Source organism: Streptomyces sp. NPDC057623, from assembly GCF_042800355.1.
Lineage (GTDB): Bacteria > Actinomycetota > Actinomycetes > Streptomycetales > Streptomycetaceae > Streptomyces.
The window spans coordinates 148593-166171 of the sequence record NZ_JBHVGZ010000016.1; the positions used below are offsets into that span (position 1 = coordinate 148593).

The 17579-nt window shown below is 69.3% G+C and carries 14 protein-coding genes; 9 read left to right on the forward strand and 5 right to left on the reverse strand.

The features are described from left to right. Nucleotides 1-268 precede the first annotated feature (268 nt). The 3 genes from ACFU95_RS19215 to eccCa form a co-directional block, all read right to left on the reverse strand. Nucleotides 269-595: a DUF397 domain-containing protein gene (locus tag ACFU95_RS19215; RefSeq protein ID WP_383828722.1), complete on the reverse strand. Its 327-nt coding sequence runs from the start codon at nucleotides 593-595 to the stop codon at nucleotides 269-271. An 84-nt stretch (nucleotides 596-679) separates the two neighbouring features. Beyond that, nucleotides 680-1066, reverse strand: a complete 387-nt coding sequence (locus tag ACFU95_RS19220) for a hypothetical protein (protein ID WP_383828724.1) — start codon at nucleotides 1064-1066, stop codon at nucleotides 680-682. Between the two features lie 152 nt (nucleotides 1067-1218). Then, complete coding sequence (gene eccCa / locus ACFU95_RS19225; protein ID WP_383828726.1) at nucleotides 1219-5160, reverse strand: type VII secretion protein EccCa; 3942 nt, start codon at nucleotides 5158-5160, stop codon at nucleotides 1219-1221. Nucleotides 5161-5437: 277 nt separating this feature from the next. Between eccCa and eccD the strand changes: the two genes are divergently transcribed. The 6 genes from eccD (at nucleotide 5438) to ACFU95_RS19255 (ending at nucleotide 12564) form a co-directional block, all read left to right on the forward strand. Then, nucleotides 5438-6895 (forward strand): type VII secretion integral membrane protein EccD, encoded by a 1458-nt coding sequence (gene eccD, locus ACFU95_RS19230; RefSeq protein ID WP_383828728.1) that lies wholly within the window; start codon nucleotides 5438-5440, stop codon nucleotides 6893-6895. A 196-nt stretch (nucleotides 6896-7091) separates the two neighbouring features. Next, nucleotides 7092-7379 (forward strand): 30S ribosomal protein S15, encoded by a 288-nt coding sequence (gene rpsO / locus ACFU95_RS19235; protein WP_015657483.1) that lies wholly within the window; start codon nucleotides 7092-7094, stop codon nucleotides 7377-7379. 332 nt (nucleotides 7380-7711) lie between these two features. Beyond that, nucleotides 7712-9940 carry a polyribonucleotide nucleotidyltransferase gene (locus ACFU95_RS19240; RefSeq protein WP_383828730.1) on the forward strand — a complete coding sequence of 743 codons (2229 nt, stop codon included), beginning with the start codon at nucleotides 7712-7714 and terminating at the stop codon, nucleotides 9938-9940. Next, nucleotides 9937-11316 carry a M16 family metallopeptidase gene (locus ACFU95_RS19245; protein ID WP_383828732.1) on the forward strand — a complete coding sequence of 460 codons (1380 nt, stop codon included), beginning with the start codon at nucleotides 9937-9939 and terminating at the stop codon, nucleotides 11314-11316. Before ACFU95_RS19240 ends, ACFU95_RS19245 begins: the two co-directional genes overlap by 4 nt. A gap of 28 nt (nucleotides 11317-11344) precedes the next feature. Further along, on the forward strand, nucleotides 11345-12097 hold the full coding sequence (gene dapB / locus ACFU95_RS19250; protein WP_383828734.1) for a 4-hydroxy-tetrahydrodipicolinate reductase: 753 nt from the start codon (nucleotides 11345-11347) through the stop codon (nucleotides 12095-12097). 14 nt (nucleotides 12098-12111) lie between these two features. Continuing rightward, a complete protein-coding gene (locus ACFU95_RS19255; RefSeq protein WP_383828736.1) occupies nucleotides 12112-12564 on the forward strand; it encodes a hypothetical protein in 453 nt (150 codons plus the stop codon). Nucleotides 12565-12663: 99 nt separating this feature from the next. Here the strand turns inward: ACFU95_RS19255 and ACFU95_RS19260 are convergent, their stop codons facing one another. Both ACFU95_RS19260 and ACFU95_RS19265 read right to left on the reverse strand, forming a co-directional pair. Further along, nucleotides 12664-13218 (reverse strand): PH domain-containing protein, encoded by a 555-nt coding sequence (locus ACFU95_RS19260; RefSeq protein WP_383828738.1) that lies wholly within the window; start codon nucleotides 13216-13218, stop codon nucleotides 12664-12666. A 91-nt stretch (nucleotides 13219-13309) separates the two neighbouring features. Continuing rightward, nucleotides 13310-13546 carry a hypothetical protein gene (locus tag ACFU95_RS19265; RefSeq protein WP_383828740.1) on the reverse strand — a complete coding sequence of 79 codons (237 nt, stop codon included), beginning with the start codon at nucleotides 13544-13546 and terminating at the stop codon, nucleotides 13310-13312. Nucleotides 13547-13754: 208 nt separating this feature from the next. Here ACFU95_RS19265 and thyX point away from each other — a divergent pair, with 208 nt between their 5' ends. The 3 genes from thyX to ACFU95_RS19280 all read left to right on the forward strand — a co-directional run bounded on the left by thyX (nucleotide 13755) and on the right by ACFU95_RS19280 (nucleotide 17446). Continuing rightward, nucleotides 13755-14495: an FAD-dependent thymidylate synthase gene (gene thyX, locus ACFU95_RS19270; RefSeq protein WP_383828742.1), complete on the forward strand. Its 741-nt coding sequence runs from the start codon at nucleotides 13755-13757 to the stop codon at nucleotides 14493-14495. A gap of 212 nt (nucleotides 14496-14707) precedes the next feature. Then, nucleotides 14708-15607 (forward strand): 4-hydroxy-tetrahydrodipicolinate synthase, encoded by a 900-nt coding sequence (dapA, locus tag ACFU95_RS19275; protein WP_383828744.1) that lies wholly within the window; start codon nucleotides 14708-14710, stop codon nucleotides 15605-15607. Between the two features lie 153 nt (nucleotides 15608-15760). Further along, nucleotides 15761-17446 carry a ribonuclease J gene (locus ACFU95_RS19280; protein WP_383828746.1) on the forward strand — a complete coding sequence of 562 codons (1686 nt, stop codon included), beginning with the start codon at nucleotides 15761-15763 and terminating at the stop codon, nucleotides 17444-17446. Nucleotides 17447-17579: the final 133 nt, after the last annotated feature.

The window sequence follows — 17579 nt, forward strand, 5'->3', positions numbered from 1 at the left end:
GGCAGCGTTTCCAGGGGCAACCAACCCGGGATTCGCGAGGGCTCGTTCACGGGAGGCGCAGCTGGTCTGCCTCTTCGTGACGGTGCAACGCCTCACCAGCGCCTCCCGGACGGTGGCCTTGAGCCGGGGGTTGCCTGCCGGGTCCTGGGCGAAGAGGGCCGCTGACCCGGCTCCATCAGCTCGACCAACCGGCACGAGGACGGCCGCCGCCCGCTGACATGGACGGCGGCCGTACAACCCATCTATGCGGAATCCAGGCGGAGTCGCCCTACTCCGCGACCACCCCACCATTGTGCGGAGCCGGCTCCAGATCGAACTCCCCGTCCCGCGCCCCGAGGACGAAAGCCCGCCACTCCGCCTCGGTGTAGCGCAGCACGGTGCCGGGATCCAGGGACGACCGCATGGCCACGGCCCCCTCCGGCAGGTACGCGATCTCGACGCGCTCCTCGTGCTCCTCGGTACCGGGCGCGCAGTGCCACTCGACCCCCGAGATGTCGAGGGCGTACAGCTCGTCCCGCTCCCGCTCCTTGCGCGCCTTGGTGTCCTCGGCCTGAGTCCCGACCTCGTTGTTCTGTGGCTCGGTAGCCTCGGTCATGCTGCTGGGCCTCTTCCTGACGTGCGAACGAAGTGTGCGTCTCACCCTACTGGCGTGGGTGGGCCGCCACACGGGCGTCGCGGATCAGGTGGTAGACCGGGTGTGAATCTCGCCCCGCGCGACCCCGGGCGGAACCTCCACCTGACCGTCGTACTCGGCCATCGTCTTCTTCCAGATGTCGTTCTGCGCGGCCTCGTTCTGCTCGTGCGCCACGCCCATCTTGGCCAGGGCGGTTCCCATCCCGGCGATCCGCTCCGCCAGGCTGCCCATCGAGTCGTACATGCCGTCGCGCAGACCCTCGTAGACGACGCCGAACTTCTCGCCGATGTCGTCGTCACCCCACGGCGGGGTGTCACCCTTCTCGAGGGCGGTCAGCCCGTTCGTCAGCTTGGTCACGGCCTTGGAGAACTCCACACCGGCGTTGAACATGTGGAAGCCCTCGGTCTTCAGTACCTCAGGATCGGAATCCATGTAGTCCGACGGCACAACTGCCCCCCGTGGCTCGCCTTTTCTGTCGCGACTCCACCTTAACGGCGGAGGCCGGACCAGACCCAGCCCTCACGGGCGACGAAGAGGGGCGGCACCCACGCGGGTACCGCCCCTGTGCTCCGACCGGCCGATCCTCAGAACCGGTTCGGCAGCCAGCCCGTCTGGATCAGCTGCCCACCGCGGCGGCGCGTGTGGAAGTACCCACGGCCGGGCGGCAGTTGCGTCGCGGTGATGTTGCCGAGCAGCGCGCCCTCACCGCGGTCGCCGGAGAGCACGAGGCCCTGGGCGCCGAGCTCACGCATGCGCTGCATCACCGGCTCGTACAGCGACCGGCTCGCACCGCCCGAGGACCGCGCGATGATGATGCGCAGGCCGACGTCACGGGCGAACGGCAGGTACTCCAGGAGCGGGGCCAGCGGGTTCACGCCGGTCGCCACCAGGTCGTAGTCGTCGACGATGACGAACGCGTCCGGGCTGTTGTACCAGCTGCGGTTGCGCAGCTGCTCGGGCGTGACGTCCGGTCCCGGCATACGCCGGTGCATCGAACCGGCCAGGCCCTCCAGCGTCTCCGCCAGGGCGGGCGCCGACGCGCAGTACCGCGACAGGTGCGAGTCGGGCACCCCCTCCAGGTGGGCACGCCGGTAGTCACCCATGACGATCTTCGCCTGGTCCGGCGTGTAGCGCTCGGTGATCTGCTTGACGAGCATCCGCAGCAGCGCGGACTTACCGGACTCGCTCTCACCGAACACGATGAAGAGCGGGTCGGTCTCGAAGTCGACGAAGACCGGCGAGAGCGACGACTCGTCGATACCGATGGCCACACCGCGGTCCGGGTGCTCGAAGCCCTTGGGCAGCCGGTCCGCCGGCATCATGGTGGGCAGCAGTCGTACGGCCGGAGCGTGCTGGCCCTGCCAGTTCTCGTTGATGCCGCCGATGAGGATCGACGTCGCCTCGGACAGGTCGTCGGTCTCCGAGGAGCCGTCGACGCGCGGCAGCGCCGTCATGAAGTGCAGCTTGTCCTGCGTCAGACCACGGCCCGGCACGGTGGCGGGGACGTTCTGCGCGACCTTGCGGTCGACCTCCGACTCCGTCGGGTCACCGAGCCGCAGCTCGATGCGGTTCTGCAGCATGTCCTTGAGCGCGGGCCGCACTTCGGTGTAGCGGCTCGCCGTCAGGATCACGTGCACACCGAAGCCGAGGCCACGCGTGGCGATCTCGGTGACGGTGGCCTCGAGCATCTCGTAGTCCGTCTTGAATGTGGCCCAGCCGTCGACGACGAGGAAGACGTCGCCCCAGGGCTGGTCCGGCAGCTGGCCCGCGTTCCGGCGCTGACGGTAGGTCTGGACCGAGTCGACGTTGTTCGCGCGGAAGTACTCCTCGCGCGCGTTCAGGATCCCCTCGACCTCGCTGACCGTACGACGCACCTTCTCGGCGTCGAGACGGTTGGCGACGCCGCCGACGTGCGCGAGCTCCTCCATCGAGATCAGACCGCCACCACCGAAGTCCAGGCAGTAGAACTGCACTTCGGACGGCGTGTGGGTGAGGGCGAACGACGAGATGAGCGTGCGCAGCAGGGTCGACTTGCCGGACTGCGGACCACCCACGAAAAGACCGTGACCGGCACCGCCCGCGAAGTCCCGGTACAGCACGTCGCGCCGCTGCTCGAACGGCTTGTCCACCAGACCGACCGGGACGTTGAGCCGGCCGAGCGCCGTGTAGTCGGGCGCGGTGAGGCCGCGCTCCGGGGAGACGGCGAGCTGCGGGAGCGTCTGCTCCAGCGAGGGCGCCTCCTCCAGCGGGGGCAGCCACACCTGGTGGGCGGGCGGACCCTGGTTGATCATCCGGCCGACGAGCACGTCCAGAACGGTGTCGGCGAGCGCGTCGTCCACCCGGTTGTCGGGCTCCGGTTCCTCGATCACGGGCTGCGGGGGCAGCGCCACGTGCTCCGCCGAGAACAGCGCGGGCCGCAGCTGCGTCGAGCGGTGCACCCGGGACGGGCCCTCACCGTGGTACGCCCCCGACACGTACGCCGCCTTGAAGCGGACCATGGTGTCGGTGTCGTACCGCAGATACCCGGAGCCGGGGATCGACGGCAGGTGGTAGGCGTCCGGGACACCGATCGCCGTACGGGACTCGGCGGCGGAGAAGGTCCGCAGACCGATCCGGTACGACAGATACGTGTCCAGGCCGCGCAGCTTGCCCTCTTCGAGGCGCTGCGACGCCAGCAGGAGATGGACACCCAGCGAACGGCCGATACGGCCGATCTGGATGAACATGTCGATGAAGTCCGGCTTGGCCGTGAGGAGCTCGGAGAACTCGTCGAGCACGATCACCAGCGAGGCCATCGGCTCCAGCGCGGCACCCGCCGCCCGGGCCTTCTCGTAGTCGTGCAGGTTGGCGTAGTTGCCGGCCGAGCGCAGCAGCTCCTGACGGCGCTGCGTCTCACCCATGATCGAGTCACGCATACGGTCGACGAGGGTGAGGTCGTCGGCGAGGTTGGTGATCACGGCCGCGGTGTGCGGCATGTCCGCCATGCCGGCGAAGGTCGCGCCGCCCTTGAAGTCCGCGAGGATGAAGTTCAGCGTCTCCGAGGAGTGCGTCACCGCGAGACCGAGCACCAGCGTACGCAGCACCTCGGACTTACCGGAACCGGTGGCGCCGACGCACAGGCCGTGCGGGCCCATGCCCTCCTGCGAGGCCTCCTTGAGGTCCAGCATGACCGGCTCGCCGTTCTCGCCGACACCGATCGGCACGCGCAGCCGCTCGTGCAGCGTACGCGGCCGCCAGGTGCGGGAGACGTCGACGGTGCCCGCGTCGCCGATGCCCATGAGGTCCGTGAAGTCCAGGTTGGACAGGAGGGGTTCGCCCTCCTCCGCGGAGCCGACCCGGAAGGGGGCGAGCTGCCGCGCCAGGGACTCGGCCTGCGCCGGGTTCAGCACGTCGGGCCTGCCGGTGTACGCGGACTCGTGGCCGACGAACAGCCGCATCCGGTCCGGCTTCACATAGGCCGTCAGACCGGCCCGCAGCTCCTCCTCCAGTTCGCCGGGAGCGATCTCCAGGAAGGTGACGCCCTGGAGGCCCTCGCTGCCCGCGAGTTCGGAGTCCGGCGGCACGGTGCCGCCGTCGAGGACCACGATCAGGTGCGGCTGGTCGTAGACGGGGGTCGCCTCACGGTTCCAGCGGGGCCTGTCGCCCAGCTGGTCCGCGAGCGCCTCCTCCAGCTCGCCGAGGTCGTCGAACAGGAGGCGCGTCGAACCCGCCCCGTCCTTGGCCTTCGGGTGCTGGCTGTGCGGCAGCCACTTGATCCAGTCCCAGTCCCCCGCGGCGGAGGGATGCGCCACCACGGCGATCATCAGGTCCTCGGGCGAGTGCAGCGTCGCCAGCTGGGACAGGGTCGCGCGGGCGTTGGCGTAGACCGTGTCGGTCTCCCCGCAGATCGTCACGTGGTAGAAGGCACGCAGCGAGATGGAGACGGGCAGGTCGTGCAGACTGCCGTGCGCGTCCAGGAAGGCCTTCATGGCCGCCGCGGTCAGCGGTTCGAGCTCGTCCTTGGGAGCCGTCTCCGGGGCGACGAGCGGAGTGTTCAGCTGCTGGGTGCCGCGGCCGATGCGCACGGACGCGAAGTCCGCGTCGTTCGGGCGCCGCTCCCACAGCCGCTTGCCGTCCGCCGCCACCGCCCACAACTGCTCCGGGTCGGGGTGCTGGAACAGCTGGCTGCGCCGCTGGAGCTCCGCGGTCTTGTGCACGTCCTTGCGGACCTGCTCCAGATAGCGGAAGTAGTCCCGCCGGTCCTGGGCCATTCCCGCCCCGGGGCCCTGCCGGGCCTTGGCGAGCTGGGCGACCATCATGGCCACCGTCGAGGCCAGCATGAGGCCGCCGACGACCTTCATGTAGGACTGGCCGGCTGTGAAGAAGAAGGCGACAGAACCCAGCATGCCCATCATGGGCAGCATGTTCATCAGCATGCTGTCGTCGCCCTCGCGCGGAATCTCGGGCGGCGTCTCGAGTTTGACCTCGCCGTCCGGGACGGCCGGTGGCACTGTCCGCGGTGGTCGTTTGATGATGACGACGCTCACCGATGCACTCATCCTTCGCGATTGATACGTGATACGTCCTGGCACCGACGCCCCCGTTGTACCGCGACGTGTTCTCGTTCGCGTAGGCGTCGTTCGCGTAGGCGTCGATCCTACTGATGCGTCGAGTGCGCGAGCGAGGCAGGAGGATGGAGATGCGGAGCAGGTCCTGAGAGGAATGGGGGAGGGAGGTCCTGCACCCCGTACCGCAACGGATATGGTGGCGCTCCGCGTCGTACGAGCGGCGCGAGGAAGCCTTGTCTAGCAGGGGGAACACCAGGTGAGCACGGGGACTTCGACAGGTTTCTGCCGAATCACCATCGCAGCGCCGGACAGCCGAGTCGACGTGGCGCTGCCCGAGGACCTGCCGATCCAGGACCTCTTTCCTGAGATCATCAGGCTCTCGGGCCTGGTCCAGTCGGATACCAGTCCATCCGGTTACCACCTCGTGACCCGCGAGGGCCAAGTGCTCGACGCGAGCCGCTCGTTGCTCGAGCACCGGGTCAGGGACGGCGAGGTGCTGCTGCTGCGGACCTTCTCCGACTCGCTGCCGCCGGCCGTGCACGACGACGTCGTCGACGCGATCGCCGCCGCGGTCAAGCAGGACACCCGCAGCTGGAACGACAGCCTGATGCGGGTGGCCGGTCTCGTCGCCGGGTCGCTGCTGCTGGTCATGCTCGGCTTCGTCTTCTGGTTCGCGGACCCGGTCCGGCACGACATGCACGGCCTCCAGGGCATCCTGGCCGGCGTCACCGCACTCGCGCTGACGGCCCTCGCGGGCGTACGGGCCCGGGTGTACGACGACCGGGGATCCGCCGTCGCACTCGGCATCTCGGCGCTCCCGCACGCGCTCATCGCGGGCTCCGGCGCCCTGCCCCAGGACGCGGGCGAGGGCCCCGGAAGGATCCAGTTCCTCGTCGGCTGCGTCGCCGTGCTGCTGTGCTCCGTCGTGCTGATCATGCTGCTGCCGCAGGGCGACGCCCCGTTCGTGGCCGCCGCCCTGGCCTCCGCGATCGGCACGCTCGCCGTGTTCTGCGGTGTCCTCACCGAGGCCGCGCCGCGGGAGATCGCCGCCGGCACCTCGGTCGTCGCCCTGGCGGTGGTCGGCTTCCTGCCCGGCTGGTCGTCCCGCTTCGCCAAGCTGCCGATCGGCTTCCGCAACCCCGAGGACCTGGCCCGCGCCCGTCGTGAAGGCCACGAGGGCGACCTCGAGGCCGTCGACGTCCAGCGCATCGTCGCCCAGACCAGCCGTGGCCACGAACTGCTGCTCGGCCTGGTCGGCGGTTGCGCCGCCGTGATCATCGGCGCGGGCGGCGCGGTGCTCGGCTTCAGCGACAACGGCTGGGCCCAGCTGCTGGCCCTGTGCACCGGCCTCGCCGCGATGCTGCGGGCCCGCCTGTTCCGCTACACCGCGCAGGTCACCTGCCTGTTCGTGGCCGGTGTCGTCACGCTCGCCCTGCTGGTCCTCGGCCTCGCGATCTCGCCGCCGGCCGACATCATCATGGAACTGCTCCAGAACAACTCCGGCCCGGTCAACGTACGGACCCTGTGGCTCGGCGCCTCGGTCGGGGTCGGCGTGCTGCTGCTCATCGCGATCGCCCTGATCGTGCCGCAGAAGGGCCTCTCGCCCTTCTGGGGCCGGATGCTGGACCTCGCCGACTCGCTGGTCCTGCTCTCCCTGGTCCCGATCTGCCTGGCCGTCCTCGACGTCTACGCCAAGGTCCGCGGCGGTCTCTGACCGGCGCGCCGCCGGGGGCCGCCTGTCAAGGGCGCGCCTCTGAGCTGGTACGCTGTGTGACGGCCGTTTGTGTACGCGCCCCCGGGTCCGCCTGGGGGATGCGCCCAGCGGATCCCCGCCTCCCGAGTAACGGAAGCTCCCCCGAGACACAGACCGGGGGCACTCGGTGGCCCATCGAAGACTACGAGGAGTACGCGTGCCGCTCGACGCCGCTACGAAGAAGCAGATCATCAGCGAGTTCGGCCAGAAGGAGGGCGACACCGGCTCCCCCGAGGTCCAGGTCGCCATGCTCTCGCGCCGGATCTCGGACCTGACCGAGCACCTCAAGACGCACAAGCACGACCACCACTCCCGCCGTGGTCTGCTGATCCTCGTCGGTCAGCGTCGCCGCCTTCTCCAGTACCTGGCGAAGAAGGACATCCAGCGCTTCCGTGCGCTGGTCGACCGCCTCGGCATCCGCCGTGGTGCGGCGGGCGCCAAGTAGGACGCCGTGAGGGGAGCGGTTCCCGGAGAGATCGGGAGCCGCTCCCTTTGCTGTACGTACGGAACGTCAACCGTGCGTGCGGAAACATGCGGAGTGTCACACACGCTTTGTAGTGTGGTAGCACAACGCAATACGGACGACACAGCACGACAAGAAGAGGAGAAGCGCGCCTCGCCGCCGCCGGTCCTCGGTAGTGGCCCCCGGGGAGCAGCGAACCCCGGGTGCTTCGATCGAAGACCGGCCCGCACCGCACGGAGCGCTTCTCCGCCACCGTCCCCCTGCCACACGGGCAGCGACGGGACAAAAGACGACAAGTAACGGAGAAAACGCTAGTGGAGAACGAGACCCACTACGCCGAGGCCGTCATCGACAACGGCTCCTTCGGCACCCGCACCATCCGCTTCGAGACGGGCCGCCTGGCCAAGCAGGCCGCCGGCTCCGCCGTGGCGTACCTGGACGACGACACCATGGTGCTGTCGGCCACCACCGCCTCCAAGAACCCCAAGGACCAGCTCGACTTCTTCCCCCTCACGGTGGACGTCGAGGAGCGGATGTACGCCGCCGGCAAGATCCCCGGCAGCTTCTTCCGCCGTGAGGGCCGGCCGTCCGAGGACGCCATCCTCACCTGCCGCCTCATCGACCGCCCGCTGCGCCCGTCCTTCAAGAAGGGCCTGCGCAACGAGATCCAGGTCGTCGCCACGATCATGGCGCTCAACCCCGACCACCTGTACGACGTCGTGGCGATCAACGCCGCGTCCGCGTCCACGCAGCTGGCCGGCCTGCCCTTCTCCGGCCCGATCGGCGGCGTCCGCGTCGCGCTGATCAACGGCCAGTGGGTGGCCTTCCCGACGCACTCCGAGCTGGAGGACGCCGCCTTCGACATGGTCGTCGCCGGCCGTGTCCTGGAGGACGGCGACGTCGCGATCATGATGGTCGAGGCCGAGGCCACCGAGAAGACCATCAAGCTGGTCGAGGGCGGCGCCGAGGCGCCGACCGAGGAGGTCGTCGCCTCCGGTCTGGAAGCCGCGAAGCCCTTCATCAAGGTGCTCTGCAAGGCCCAGTCGGACCTCGCCGCCAAGGCCGCCAAGCCGACCGGCGAGTTCCCGATCTTCCTGGACTACCAGGACGACGTCCTGGAGGCGCTCACCGCCGCCGTCAAGCCGGAGCTCGCCTCCGCGCTGACCATCGCCGGCAAGCAGGAGCGCGAGTCCGAGCTGGACCGCGTCAAGGCGCTCGCCGCCGAGAAGCTCCTGCCGGAGTTCGAGGGCCGCGAGAAGGAGATCTCCGCCGCGTACCGCTCGCTGACCAAGACCCTGGTCCGTGAGCGCGTCATCAAGGAGAAGAAGCGCATCGACGGCCGCGGTGTCACCGACATCCGCACCCTGGCCGCCGAGGTCGAGGCCATCCCGCGCGTGCACGGCTCCGCGGTGTTCGAGCGTGGCGAGACCCAGATCCTGGGCGTCACCACCCTCAACATGCTCCGCATGGAGCAGCAGCTGGACACCCTCTCCCCGGTGACCCGCAAGCGCTACATGCACAACTACAACTTCCCGCCGTACTCCACCGGCGAGACCGGCCGCGTCGGCTCCCCGAAGCGCCGCGAGATCGGCCACGGCGCCCTCGCCGAGCGCGCCCTGGTCCCGGTCCTGCCGACGCGCGAGGAGTTCCCCTACGCGATCCGCCAGGTCTCCGAGGCGCTGAGCTCCAACGGCTCGACCTCCATGGGCTCGGTCTGCGCCTCCACCATGTCGCTGCTGAACGCCGGTGTGCCGCTGAAGGCCCCCGTCGCCGGTATCGCCATGGGCCTGATCTCCCAGGAGATCGAGGGCGAGACGCACTACGTCACCCTCACCGACATCCTCGGTGCGGAGGACGCCTTCGGCGACATGGACTTCAAGGTCGCCGGCACCAAGGAGTTCGTGACCGCCCTCCAGCTCGACACCAAGCTGGACGGCATCCCGGCCTCCGTCCTGGCCGCCGCTCTGAAGCAGGCCCGTGACGCCCGCCTCCACATCCTCGACGTGATGATGGAAGCGATCGACACGCCGGACGAGATGTCCCCGAACGCCCCGCGGATCATCACCGTCAAGATCCCGGTGGACAAGATCGGTGAGGTCATCGGCCCCAAGGGCAAGATGATCAACCAGATCCAGGAGGACACCGGCGCCGACATCACGATCGAGGACGACGGCACGATCTACATCGGCGCGGTCGACGGACCGTCCGCCGAGGCCGCCCGCACCACGATCAACGGCATCGCCAACCCGACCATGCCGGAGGTCGGCGAGCGCTACCTGGGTACGGTCGTGAAGACGACCACCTTCGGCGCGTTCGTCTCGCTCCTCCCCGGCAAGGACGGTCTGCTGCACATCTCGCAGATCCGCAAGCTCGCCGGCGGCAAGCGCGTGGAGAACGTCGAGGACGTGCTCGGCGTGGGCGCCAAGGTCCAGGTCGAGATCGCCGAGATCGACTCCCGCGGCAAGCTCGCCCTCGTCCCCGTGATCGAGGGCGAGGAAGGGGCCGAGGGCTCCGAAGACAAGAAGGACGACTCCGACAAGTGACGTCGAGTAGCTCCACGACGACGGCCCGCACCTCCTCGGAGGCGCGGGCCGTCGCCCGTACCCAAACCCTGGTCAAGGGCAGCAACGGCATCGGCACGGTCCGCAAGACCACCCTCCCGGGGGGCCTGCGCATCGTCACCGAGACCCTGCCCTCGGTCCGTTCCGCCACCTTCGGCATCTGGGCGCACGTGGGCTCCCGCGACGAGACGCCGGCCCTGAACGGCGCCACGCACTACCTGGAGCACCTGCTCTTCAAGGGCACCACCCGCAGGTCGGCCCTGGACATCTCCGCCGCCATCGACGCCGTCGGCGGCGAGATGAACGCGTTCACGGCGAAGGAGTACACGTGCTACTACGCGCGCGTGCTCGACGCCGACCTGCCGCTCGCCATAGACGTGGTCTGCGACATGCTGACGGGCTCCCTCATCCTCGAAGAGGACGTCAACATCGAGCGGGGCGCGATCCTCGAAGAGATCGCCATGACCGAGGACGACCCGGGCGACTGCGTGCACGACCTGTTCGCGCACACGATGTTCGGCGACAATCCCCTCGGCCGCCCGGTCCTCGGCACGGTCGACACGGTCAACGCCCTCACCGCCGACCGCATCCGCCGCTTCTACAAGAAGCACTACGACCCGACCCACCTCGTGGTCGCGGCGGCCGGCAACATCGACCACAACAAGGTCGTACGACAGGTCCGCGCCGCCTTCGAGAAGGCCGGAGCCCTCAAGAACCTCGCCGCCACTCCCATCGCCCCCCGCGACGGACGGCGCACCGTCCGCGCCGCGGGCCGTGTCGAGCTGATCGGCCGCAAGACCGAGCAGGCCCATGTCGTCCTCGGCATGCCCGGCCTGTCCCGCACGGACGACCGCCGCTGGGCGCTCGGGGTCCTCAACACCGCGCTGGGCGGCGGCATGTCGTCCCGCCTCTTCCAGGAGGTCCGCGAGAAGCGCGGCCTGGCCTACAGCGTGTACTCGTACACCTCGGGCTTCGCCGACTGCGGCCTGTTCGGCGTGTACGCGGGCTGCCGGCCGTCGCAGGTCCACGACGTGCTGAAGATCTGCCGCGACGAACTGGACCACGTCGCCGAGCACGGCCTGTCCGACGACGAGATCGGCCGCGCCATCGGCCAGCTCCGCGGCTCCACGGTCCTCGGCCTGGAGGACACCGGCGCCCTGATGAACCGCATCGGCAAGAGCGAGCTGTGCTGGGGCGAGCAGATGTCCGTCGACGACATGCTGGCCCGGATCGCCGAGGTGACGCCGGACGACGTCCGCTCGGTCGCCCGCGAGGTCCTGGGACAGCGTCCCTCGCTGTCGGTCATCGGCCCGCTGAAGGACAAACAGGCGTCCCGGCTGAACGCCGCGGTCGCCTGACAATCCCCTGGTGAAGGAAGCACAAGAGATGAGCAAGCTGCGCGTGGCGGTCCTCGGTGCCAAGGGCCGGATCGGCTCCGAGGCGGTACGGGCCGTCGAGGCCGCCGAGGACATGGAGCTGGTCGCCGCCCTGAGCCGGGGCGACAAGCTGGAGACCCTGGCGGAGACCGGCGCCCAGGTGGCCGTCGAACTGACCACGCCGGACTCGGTGATGGCCAACCTCGACTACTGCGTCAACCACGGCATCCACGCGGTCGTCGGCACGACCGGCTGGACCGACGAGCGCCTCGCGCAGCTGAAGGGCTGGCTGTCCGCCTCCCCGCGGACGGGCGTGCTCATCGCCCCGAACTTCTCCATCGGCGCCGTCCTGACGATGAAGTTCGCGCAGATCGCGGCACCGTACTTCGAGTCGGTCGAGGTCGTCGAACTGCACCACCCGAAGAAGGTCGACGCCCCGAGCGGTACGGCGACCCGCACGGCCCAGCTCATCGCCGAGGCCCGCGCCAAGGCCGGCTCGGCCCCCGCGCCGGACGCCACGGAGACCGGCCTCGACGGTGCGCGGGGCGCGAACGTCGACGGCATCCCGGTCCACGCGGTCCGCCTGCGCGGGCTGCTGGCCCACCAGGAGGTCCTGCTGGGCGGCGAGGGCGAGACCCTGACCGTCCGCCACGACTCCCTCCACCACAGCAGCTTCATGCCGGGCATCCTGCTCGGCGCCCGCCGCGTGGTGACCACTCCGGGCCTGACCTTCGGCCTGGAACACTTCCTGGACCTGGGCTGACACGGGGCTCGTTGATGCGCGCGAAGATCTCCTACGCCATAACGGCCGCCGTCCTGGTCGTCTACTTCGTCCTGGTCGGCAGCCGTGGCGTGATGCTCATCCAGTCCGGCACGGTCATCACCGTCACCTTCGGCGTGGCGGTGCTGATCCTGCCGGTGATCGGCGTGTGGTTCCTGTGGAAGAACACCCAGTTCGTCCGCAGGGCCAACGCTCTCGCCGCCGAGCTCGACGCCGAGGGAGGCCTGCCCGTCGACGAGCTGAAGCGCACCCCCGGCGGCCGCATCGACCGTGACTCGGCCGACGAGGTCTTCGCCCGGCGCAAGGCCGAGACGGAGGCGTCGCCCGACGACTGGCGCAGCTGGTTCCGCCTCGCCGTCGCCTACCACGACGCCCGCGACACCCCGCGCGCCCGCAAGGCCATGCAGCGGGCCATCGCCTTGCACGACGGCCGGACGGTCGAGGCCTGAGCTCTGGGCCGACGCGTCGGCGTCACGTTGTCGACTCGGCCGTATGCCGAAGGGGCCGGCCCGCAGCAGCGGACCGGCCCCTTCGCTTGTCCGGCGCACTCAGTCGTGCGTGTTCTCCGAGGCCCACGCCTCGACCGCGTCGGCGGCCCGGTCGAACGCCGCGACCCGGGCCAGGAAGTCGGTGTTGTGCGTGGTCATCAGCGTAGGCATGGCATCCGCCGCGCGACCCCTCTCCACGAGCATCAGCGCCTGCCCCTGCACCGTGCGCGGCAACCCCAGCCAGCGCACCGGCTGCTGCACCGTCCGTACGGCGACGACCTGCTCCCAGGGCACCGTGCGCGTGCCGAAGAACCTCACCTGGCGGAGCCCGCGCGCGCTCACCCACACGCCCATGCGCAGCAGCCGCAGGGCCCCGGCGATGACGGCCAGCGCGATGCCGAAGACGACGGCGGCCTCGCTCAGCGTGCCCGTCAGGGCGATGATGACCGCCGCGAAGAGCACGTACGAGGCGAGCAGCAGCCACAGCGCGGCCACGCCCACGCGCCACGGCCCGGGACGGTAGGGCCGCCGCCAGCGGTCGAGGTCGTCGAAGGGCAGGGCGACGTCGTCGGCTGCCTCGAATGCGCGGTCGGCCGTCAGGAAGGGCAGGGGCACGGCTGGTCCTCACTCAATCCATGCATGGGCTGTGCCCGGTGAGGCTAATCGACCTGTGCCCCCACTCACCACTCCTGGGGGGCCGGTTGAGTCAGTGCCCCTGAGAGGCTTGTGACTGCTGGGTCTGCGTCGCGGTGTCGGTGGACAGCGCCGGCATGCCCACCACCAGTGAGCCCACCAGCCCGGCGACGATGGTGAGTCCCAGCAGCCAGCGCCCGGCCATCTGACCGGCGGAGGCTCGCTCAGGAGGTGGGGGAGTGACATTGCTGCGGAACCTGTCGGCCTCGGCGAGGAAGGCGAACGGAACGGGCTCGCGCCGACCGAACATCAGGGACTTCTCCTCTCGGAATCGTGTGGGTGACCGTCACCAACACAGACGAGCGAGTGCCCCAAAAGGTGCCCGGTTTCACCGAATTCACAGAAATTCGCCGAAGTTCGCCGCCGTATGTCGCAACCCGGCACCGAACGCCCCGTTGTCAGTGCCGGGCCGTAGAGTGGGCGCCGCCCGCTGAAGTGATGGAAGGACCCTCCGAGCCGTGACCGACACCCCCGCCGACGACCTCAAGCCAAGCTTCCTCAGTGATGTCACCGTCGAGCTGGTCAAGCACAGCGCGGCCGACTCCGACGTGCTGTGGGCCGCTCGCGTCTCCACCGCCGGCGAGCAGTCCCTGGACGAGCTGAAGAAGGATCCGGAGCGCTCCAAGGGCCTGATCAACTACCTGATGCGGGACCGGCACGGCAGCCCCTTCGAGCACAACTCGATGACGTTCTTCATCAACGCCCCGATCTTCGTCTTCCGCGAGTTCATGCGGCACCGCGTGGGCTGGTCGTACAACGAGGAGAGCGGCCGCTATCGCGAGCTCCAGCCCGTCTTCTACGTCCCCGGTGAGTCCCGCAAGCTGGTCCAGGAGGGCCGCCCGGGCAAGTACGTCTTCGTGGAGGGCACCCAGGCCCAGCAGGAGCTGACGGGCCGCGTCATGGAGGACTCGTACCGGCAGTCGTACGAGGCCTACCAGGAGATGCTCGCCGCCGGCGTCGCCCGCGAGGTCGCCCGCGCGGTCCTCCCGGTCGGCCTGTTCTCCTCGATGTACGCCACCTGTAACGCCCGCTCCCTGATGCACTTCCTCGGCCTGCGCACCCAGCACGAGCTGGCCAAGGTCCCGTCCTTCCCGCAGCGGGAGATCGAGATGGTGGGCGAGAGGATGGAGGCGGAGTGGGCCAAGCTCATGCCGCTGACGTACGCCGCCTTCAATGCGAACGGCCGTGTGGCGCCGTAAGGCACCCGCGGTCTCCGACAAGGCACGGCCTCATGGATCAGCCGGGCGAAGTGTCCGTATTGCGGCATTCGGAGAAGTTCATCTAGCCTGATCAAACGGACCCGGCACTGCTTGAACCCCCGAGCAGGCAGTGCCGGGCTCCATATTTGTCCTGACTTTCCCGCACCCCCCGAGGGCAGACCAGGCCGGGCGCAACGAGTAGCGTGTAACCCATGGCTCCGACCTCCACTCCGCAGACCCCCTTCGGGCGGGTCCTCACCGCCATGATCACGCCCTTCACGGCGGACGGCGCACTTGATCTCGCCGGCGCGCAGCGGCTCGCCACGCATCTGGTGGACGCAGGCAACGACGGCCTGATCATCAACGGCACCACCGGCGAGTCCCCCACCACCAGCAATGCGGAGAAATCGGACCTGGTGCGGGCGGTGCTGGAGGCCGTCGGCGACCGAGCCCACGTGGTGGCCGGGGTCGGCACCAACGACACCCGCCACAGCCTGGAGCTCGCCCGCGCGGCGGAGCAGGTCGGCGCACACGGCCTCCTGGTCGTCACGCCGTACTACAACAAGCCCCCACAGGAGGGCTTGTACCGGCACTTCAAGGCCATCGCCGACGCCACCGAGCTCCCGGTCATGCTCTACGACATCCCCGGCCGCAGTGGCGTCCCGATCAACACCGAGACGATCGTCCGCCTCGCCGAGCACCCGAGGATCGTCGCCAACAAGGACGCCAAGGGCGACCTCGGCCGCGCCAGCTGGGCCATCGCCCGTTCCGGCCTCGCCTGGTATTCCGGCGACGACATGCTGAACCTGCCGCTGCTCTCCGTGGGCGCGGTCGGCTTCGTCTCGGTCGTCGGCCACCTGGTCACCCCCGACCTGCGCGCGCTCGTCGAGGCATACACCTCCGGCGACGTCCAGAAGGCCACGGAGATCCACCAGAAGCTGCTCCCGGTCTACACCGGCATGTTCCGCACCCAGGGCGTCATGACCACCAAGGCCGCGCTCGCCCTCCAGGGCCTGCCCGCAGGACCGCTGCGCGCACCGATGGCCGAGTGCGCGCCCGAGGAGATCGAGCAGCTCAAGATCGATCTTGCCGCAGGCGGGGTACAGCTCTAACACCAGACTTCGCGCGCAGGGCGCGCACCAGACTCCACAACTGAATACGCGGGCCACCGGTGCCTGCACCCCACAACGACAACTGCTTCTGCACGAACGTCATGCGCGCCACGTGCCCTACCGGTACGTGGCGTGCGTGGTGAGGAGAGTCTTTTGAGTCATCCGCATCCTGAACTCGGCACGCCCCCGCCGCTCCCCGAGGGCGGCCTACGGGTCACCCCACTCGGCGGCCTCGGCGAAATCGGCCGGAACATGACGGTCTTCGAATACGGCGGCCGCCTGCTGATCGTCGACTGCGGAGTGCTCTTCCCCGAGGAGGAGCAGCCCGGAATCGACCTGATCCTGCCGGACTTCTCGTCCATCAGGGACCGCCTCGACGACATCGAGGGCATCGTCCTCACCCATGGCCACGAGGACCACATCGGCGCCGTCCCCTTCCTGCTCCGCGAGAAGCCGGACATCCCGCTGATCGGCTCCAAGCTGACCCTCGCCCTCATCGAGGCCAAGCTCCAGGAGCACCGCATCCGCCCGTACACCCTCGAGGTGGCGGAGGGGAACCGCGAACGCATCGGCCCCTTCGACTGCGAGTTCGTAGCGGTCAACCACTCCATCCCCGACGCCCTCGCCGTGGCCATCCGCACCCCCGCCGGCATGGTGGTCCACACGGGCGACTTCAAGATGGACCAGCTCCCGCTGGACAACCGCCTGACCGACCTGCACGCGTTCGCACGCCTGAGCGAGGAGGGAATCGACCTCCTCCTCTCGGACTCGACGAACGCGGAGGTCCCGGGCTTCGTCCCGCCCGAGCGGGACATCTCCAACGTCCTGCGCCAGGTCTTCGCGAACGCCCGCAAGCGCATCATCGTGGCGAGCTTCGCCAGCCACATCCACCGCATCCAGCAGATCCTGGACGCGGCCCACGAGTACGGCCGTCGGGTCGCCTTCGTCGGCCGCTCGATGGTCCGCAACATGGGCATCGCGCGCGACCTCGGCTACCTGAAGGTCCCGCCGGGCCTGGTGGTGGACGTCAAGACCCTGGACGACCTCCCGGACAGCGAGGTGGTCCTGGTCTGCACGGGCTCCCAGGGCGAACCCATGGCGGCCCTGTCCCGCATGGCCAACCGCGACCACCAGATCCGCATCGTCCAGGGCGACACGGTGATCCTCGCGTCGTCCCTCATCCCCGGCAACGAGAACGCGGTCTACCGCGTCATCAACGGCCTGACCCGCTGGGGCGCGAACGTCGTCCACAAGGGCAACGCCAAGGTCCACGTCTCGGGCCACGCATCCGCGGGTGAGCTGCTGTACTTCTACAACATCTGCCGCCCGAAGAACCTGATGCCGGTGCATGGCGAATGGCGCCACCTGCGCGCCAACGCCGAACTGGGCGCCCTGACCGGCGTCCCGCACGACCGCATCGTCATTGCCGAGGACGGAGTCGCCGTCGACCTCGTCGAGGGCAAGGCAAAGATCTCCGGCAAGGTCCAGGCGGGGTACGTGTACGTCGACGGCCTCTCGGTCGGCGACGTGGGCGAGCCGGCGCTGAAGGACCGCAAGATCCTCGGCGACGAGGGCATCATCTCGGTCTTCGTGGTGGTGGACTCCTCCACCGGCAAGATCACGGGCGGCCCGCACATCCAGGCCCGCGGCTCCGGCATCGAGGACTCCGCCTTCGGGGACGTCATCCCGAGGATCACGGAGGTGCTGGAACGGTCGGCCCAGGACGGTGTCGTCGAACCGCACCAGCTCCAGCAGCTGGTGCGCCGGACCCTCGGCAAGTGGGTCTCGGACACCTATCGCCGGAGGCCGATGATCCTGCCTGTGGTGGTGGAGGTCTGACGGTCCGTCGGACGCTCGACTGCGCGAACCCGGAGCGGGGGGGGGGGGGGTGTGTTGGGGGGGGGTCCCCCCCCCCCCCTCCCTCCCCCCCCCCCCAAAAAAACCAAAAACCCCCCCCCCCCCAAACCCCCCC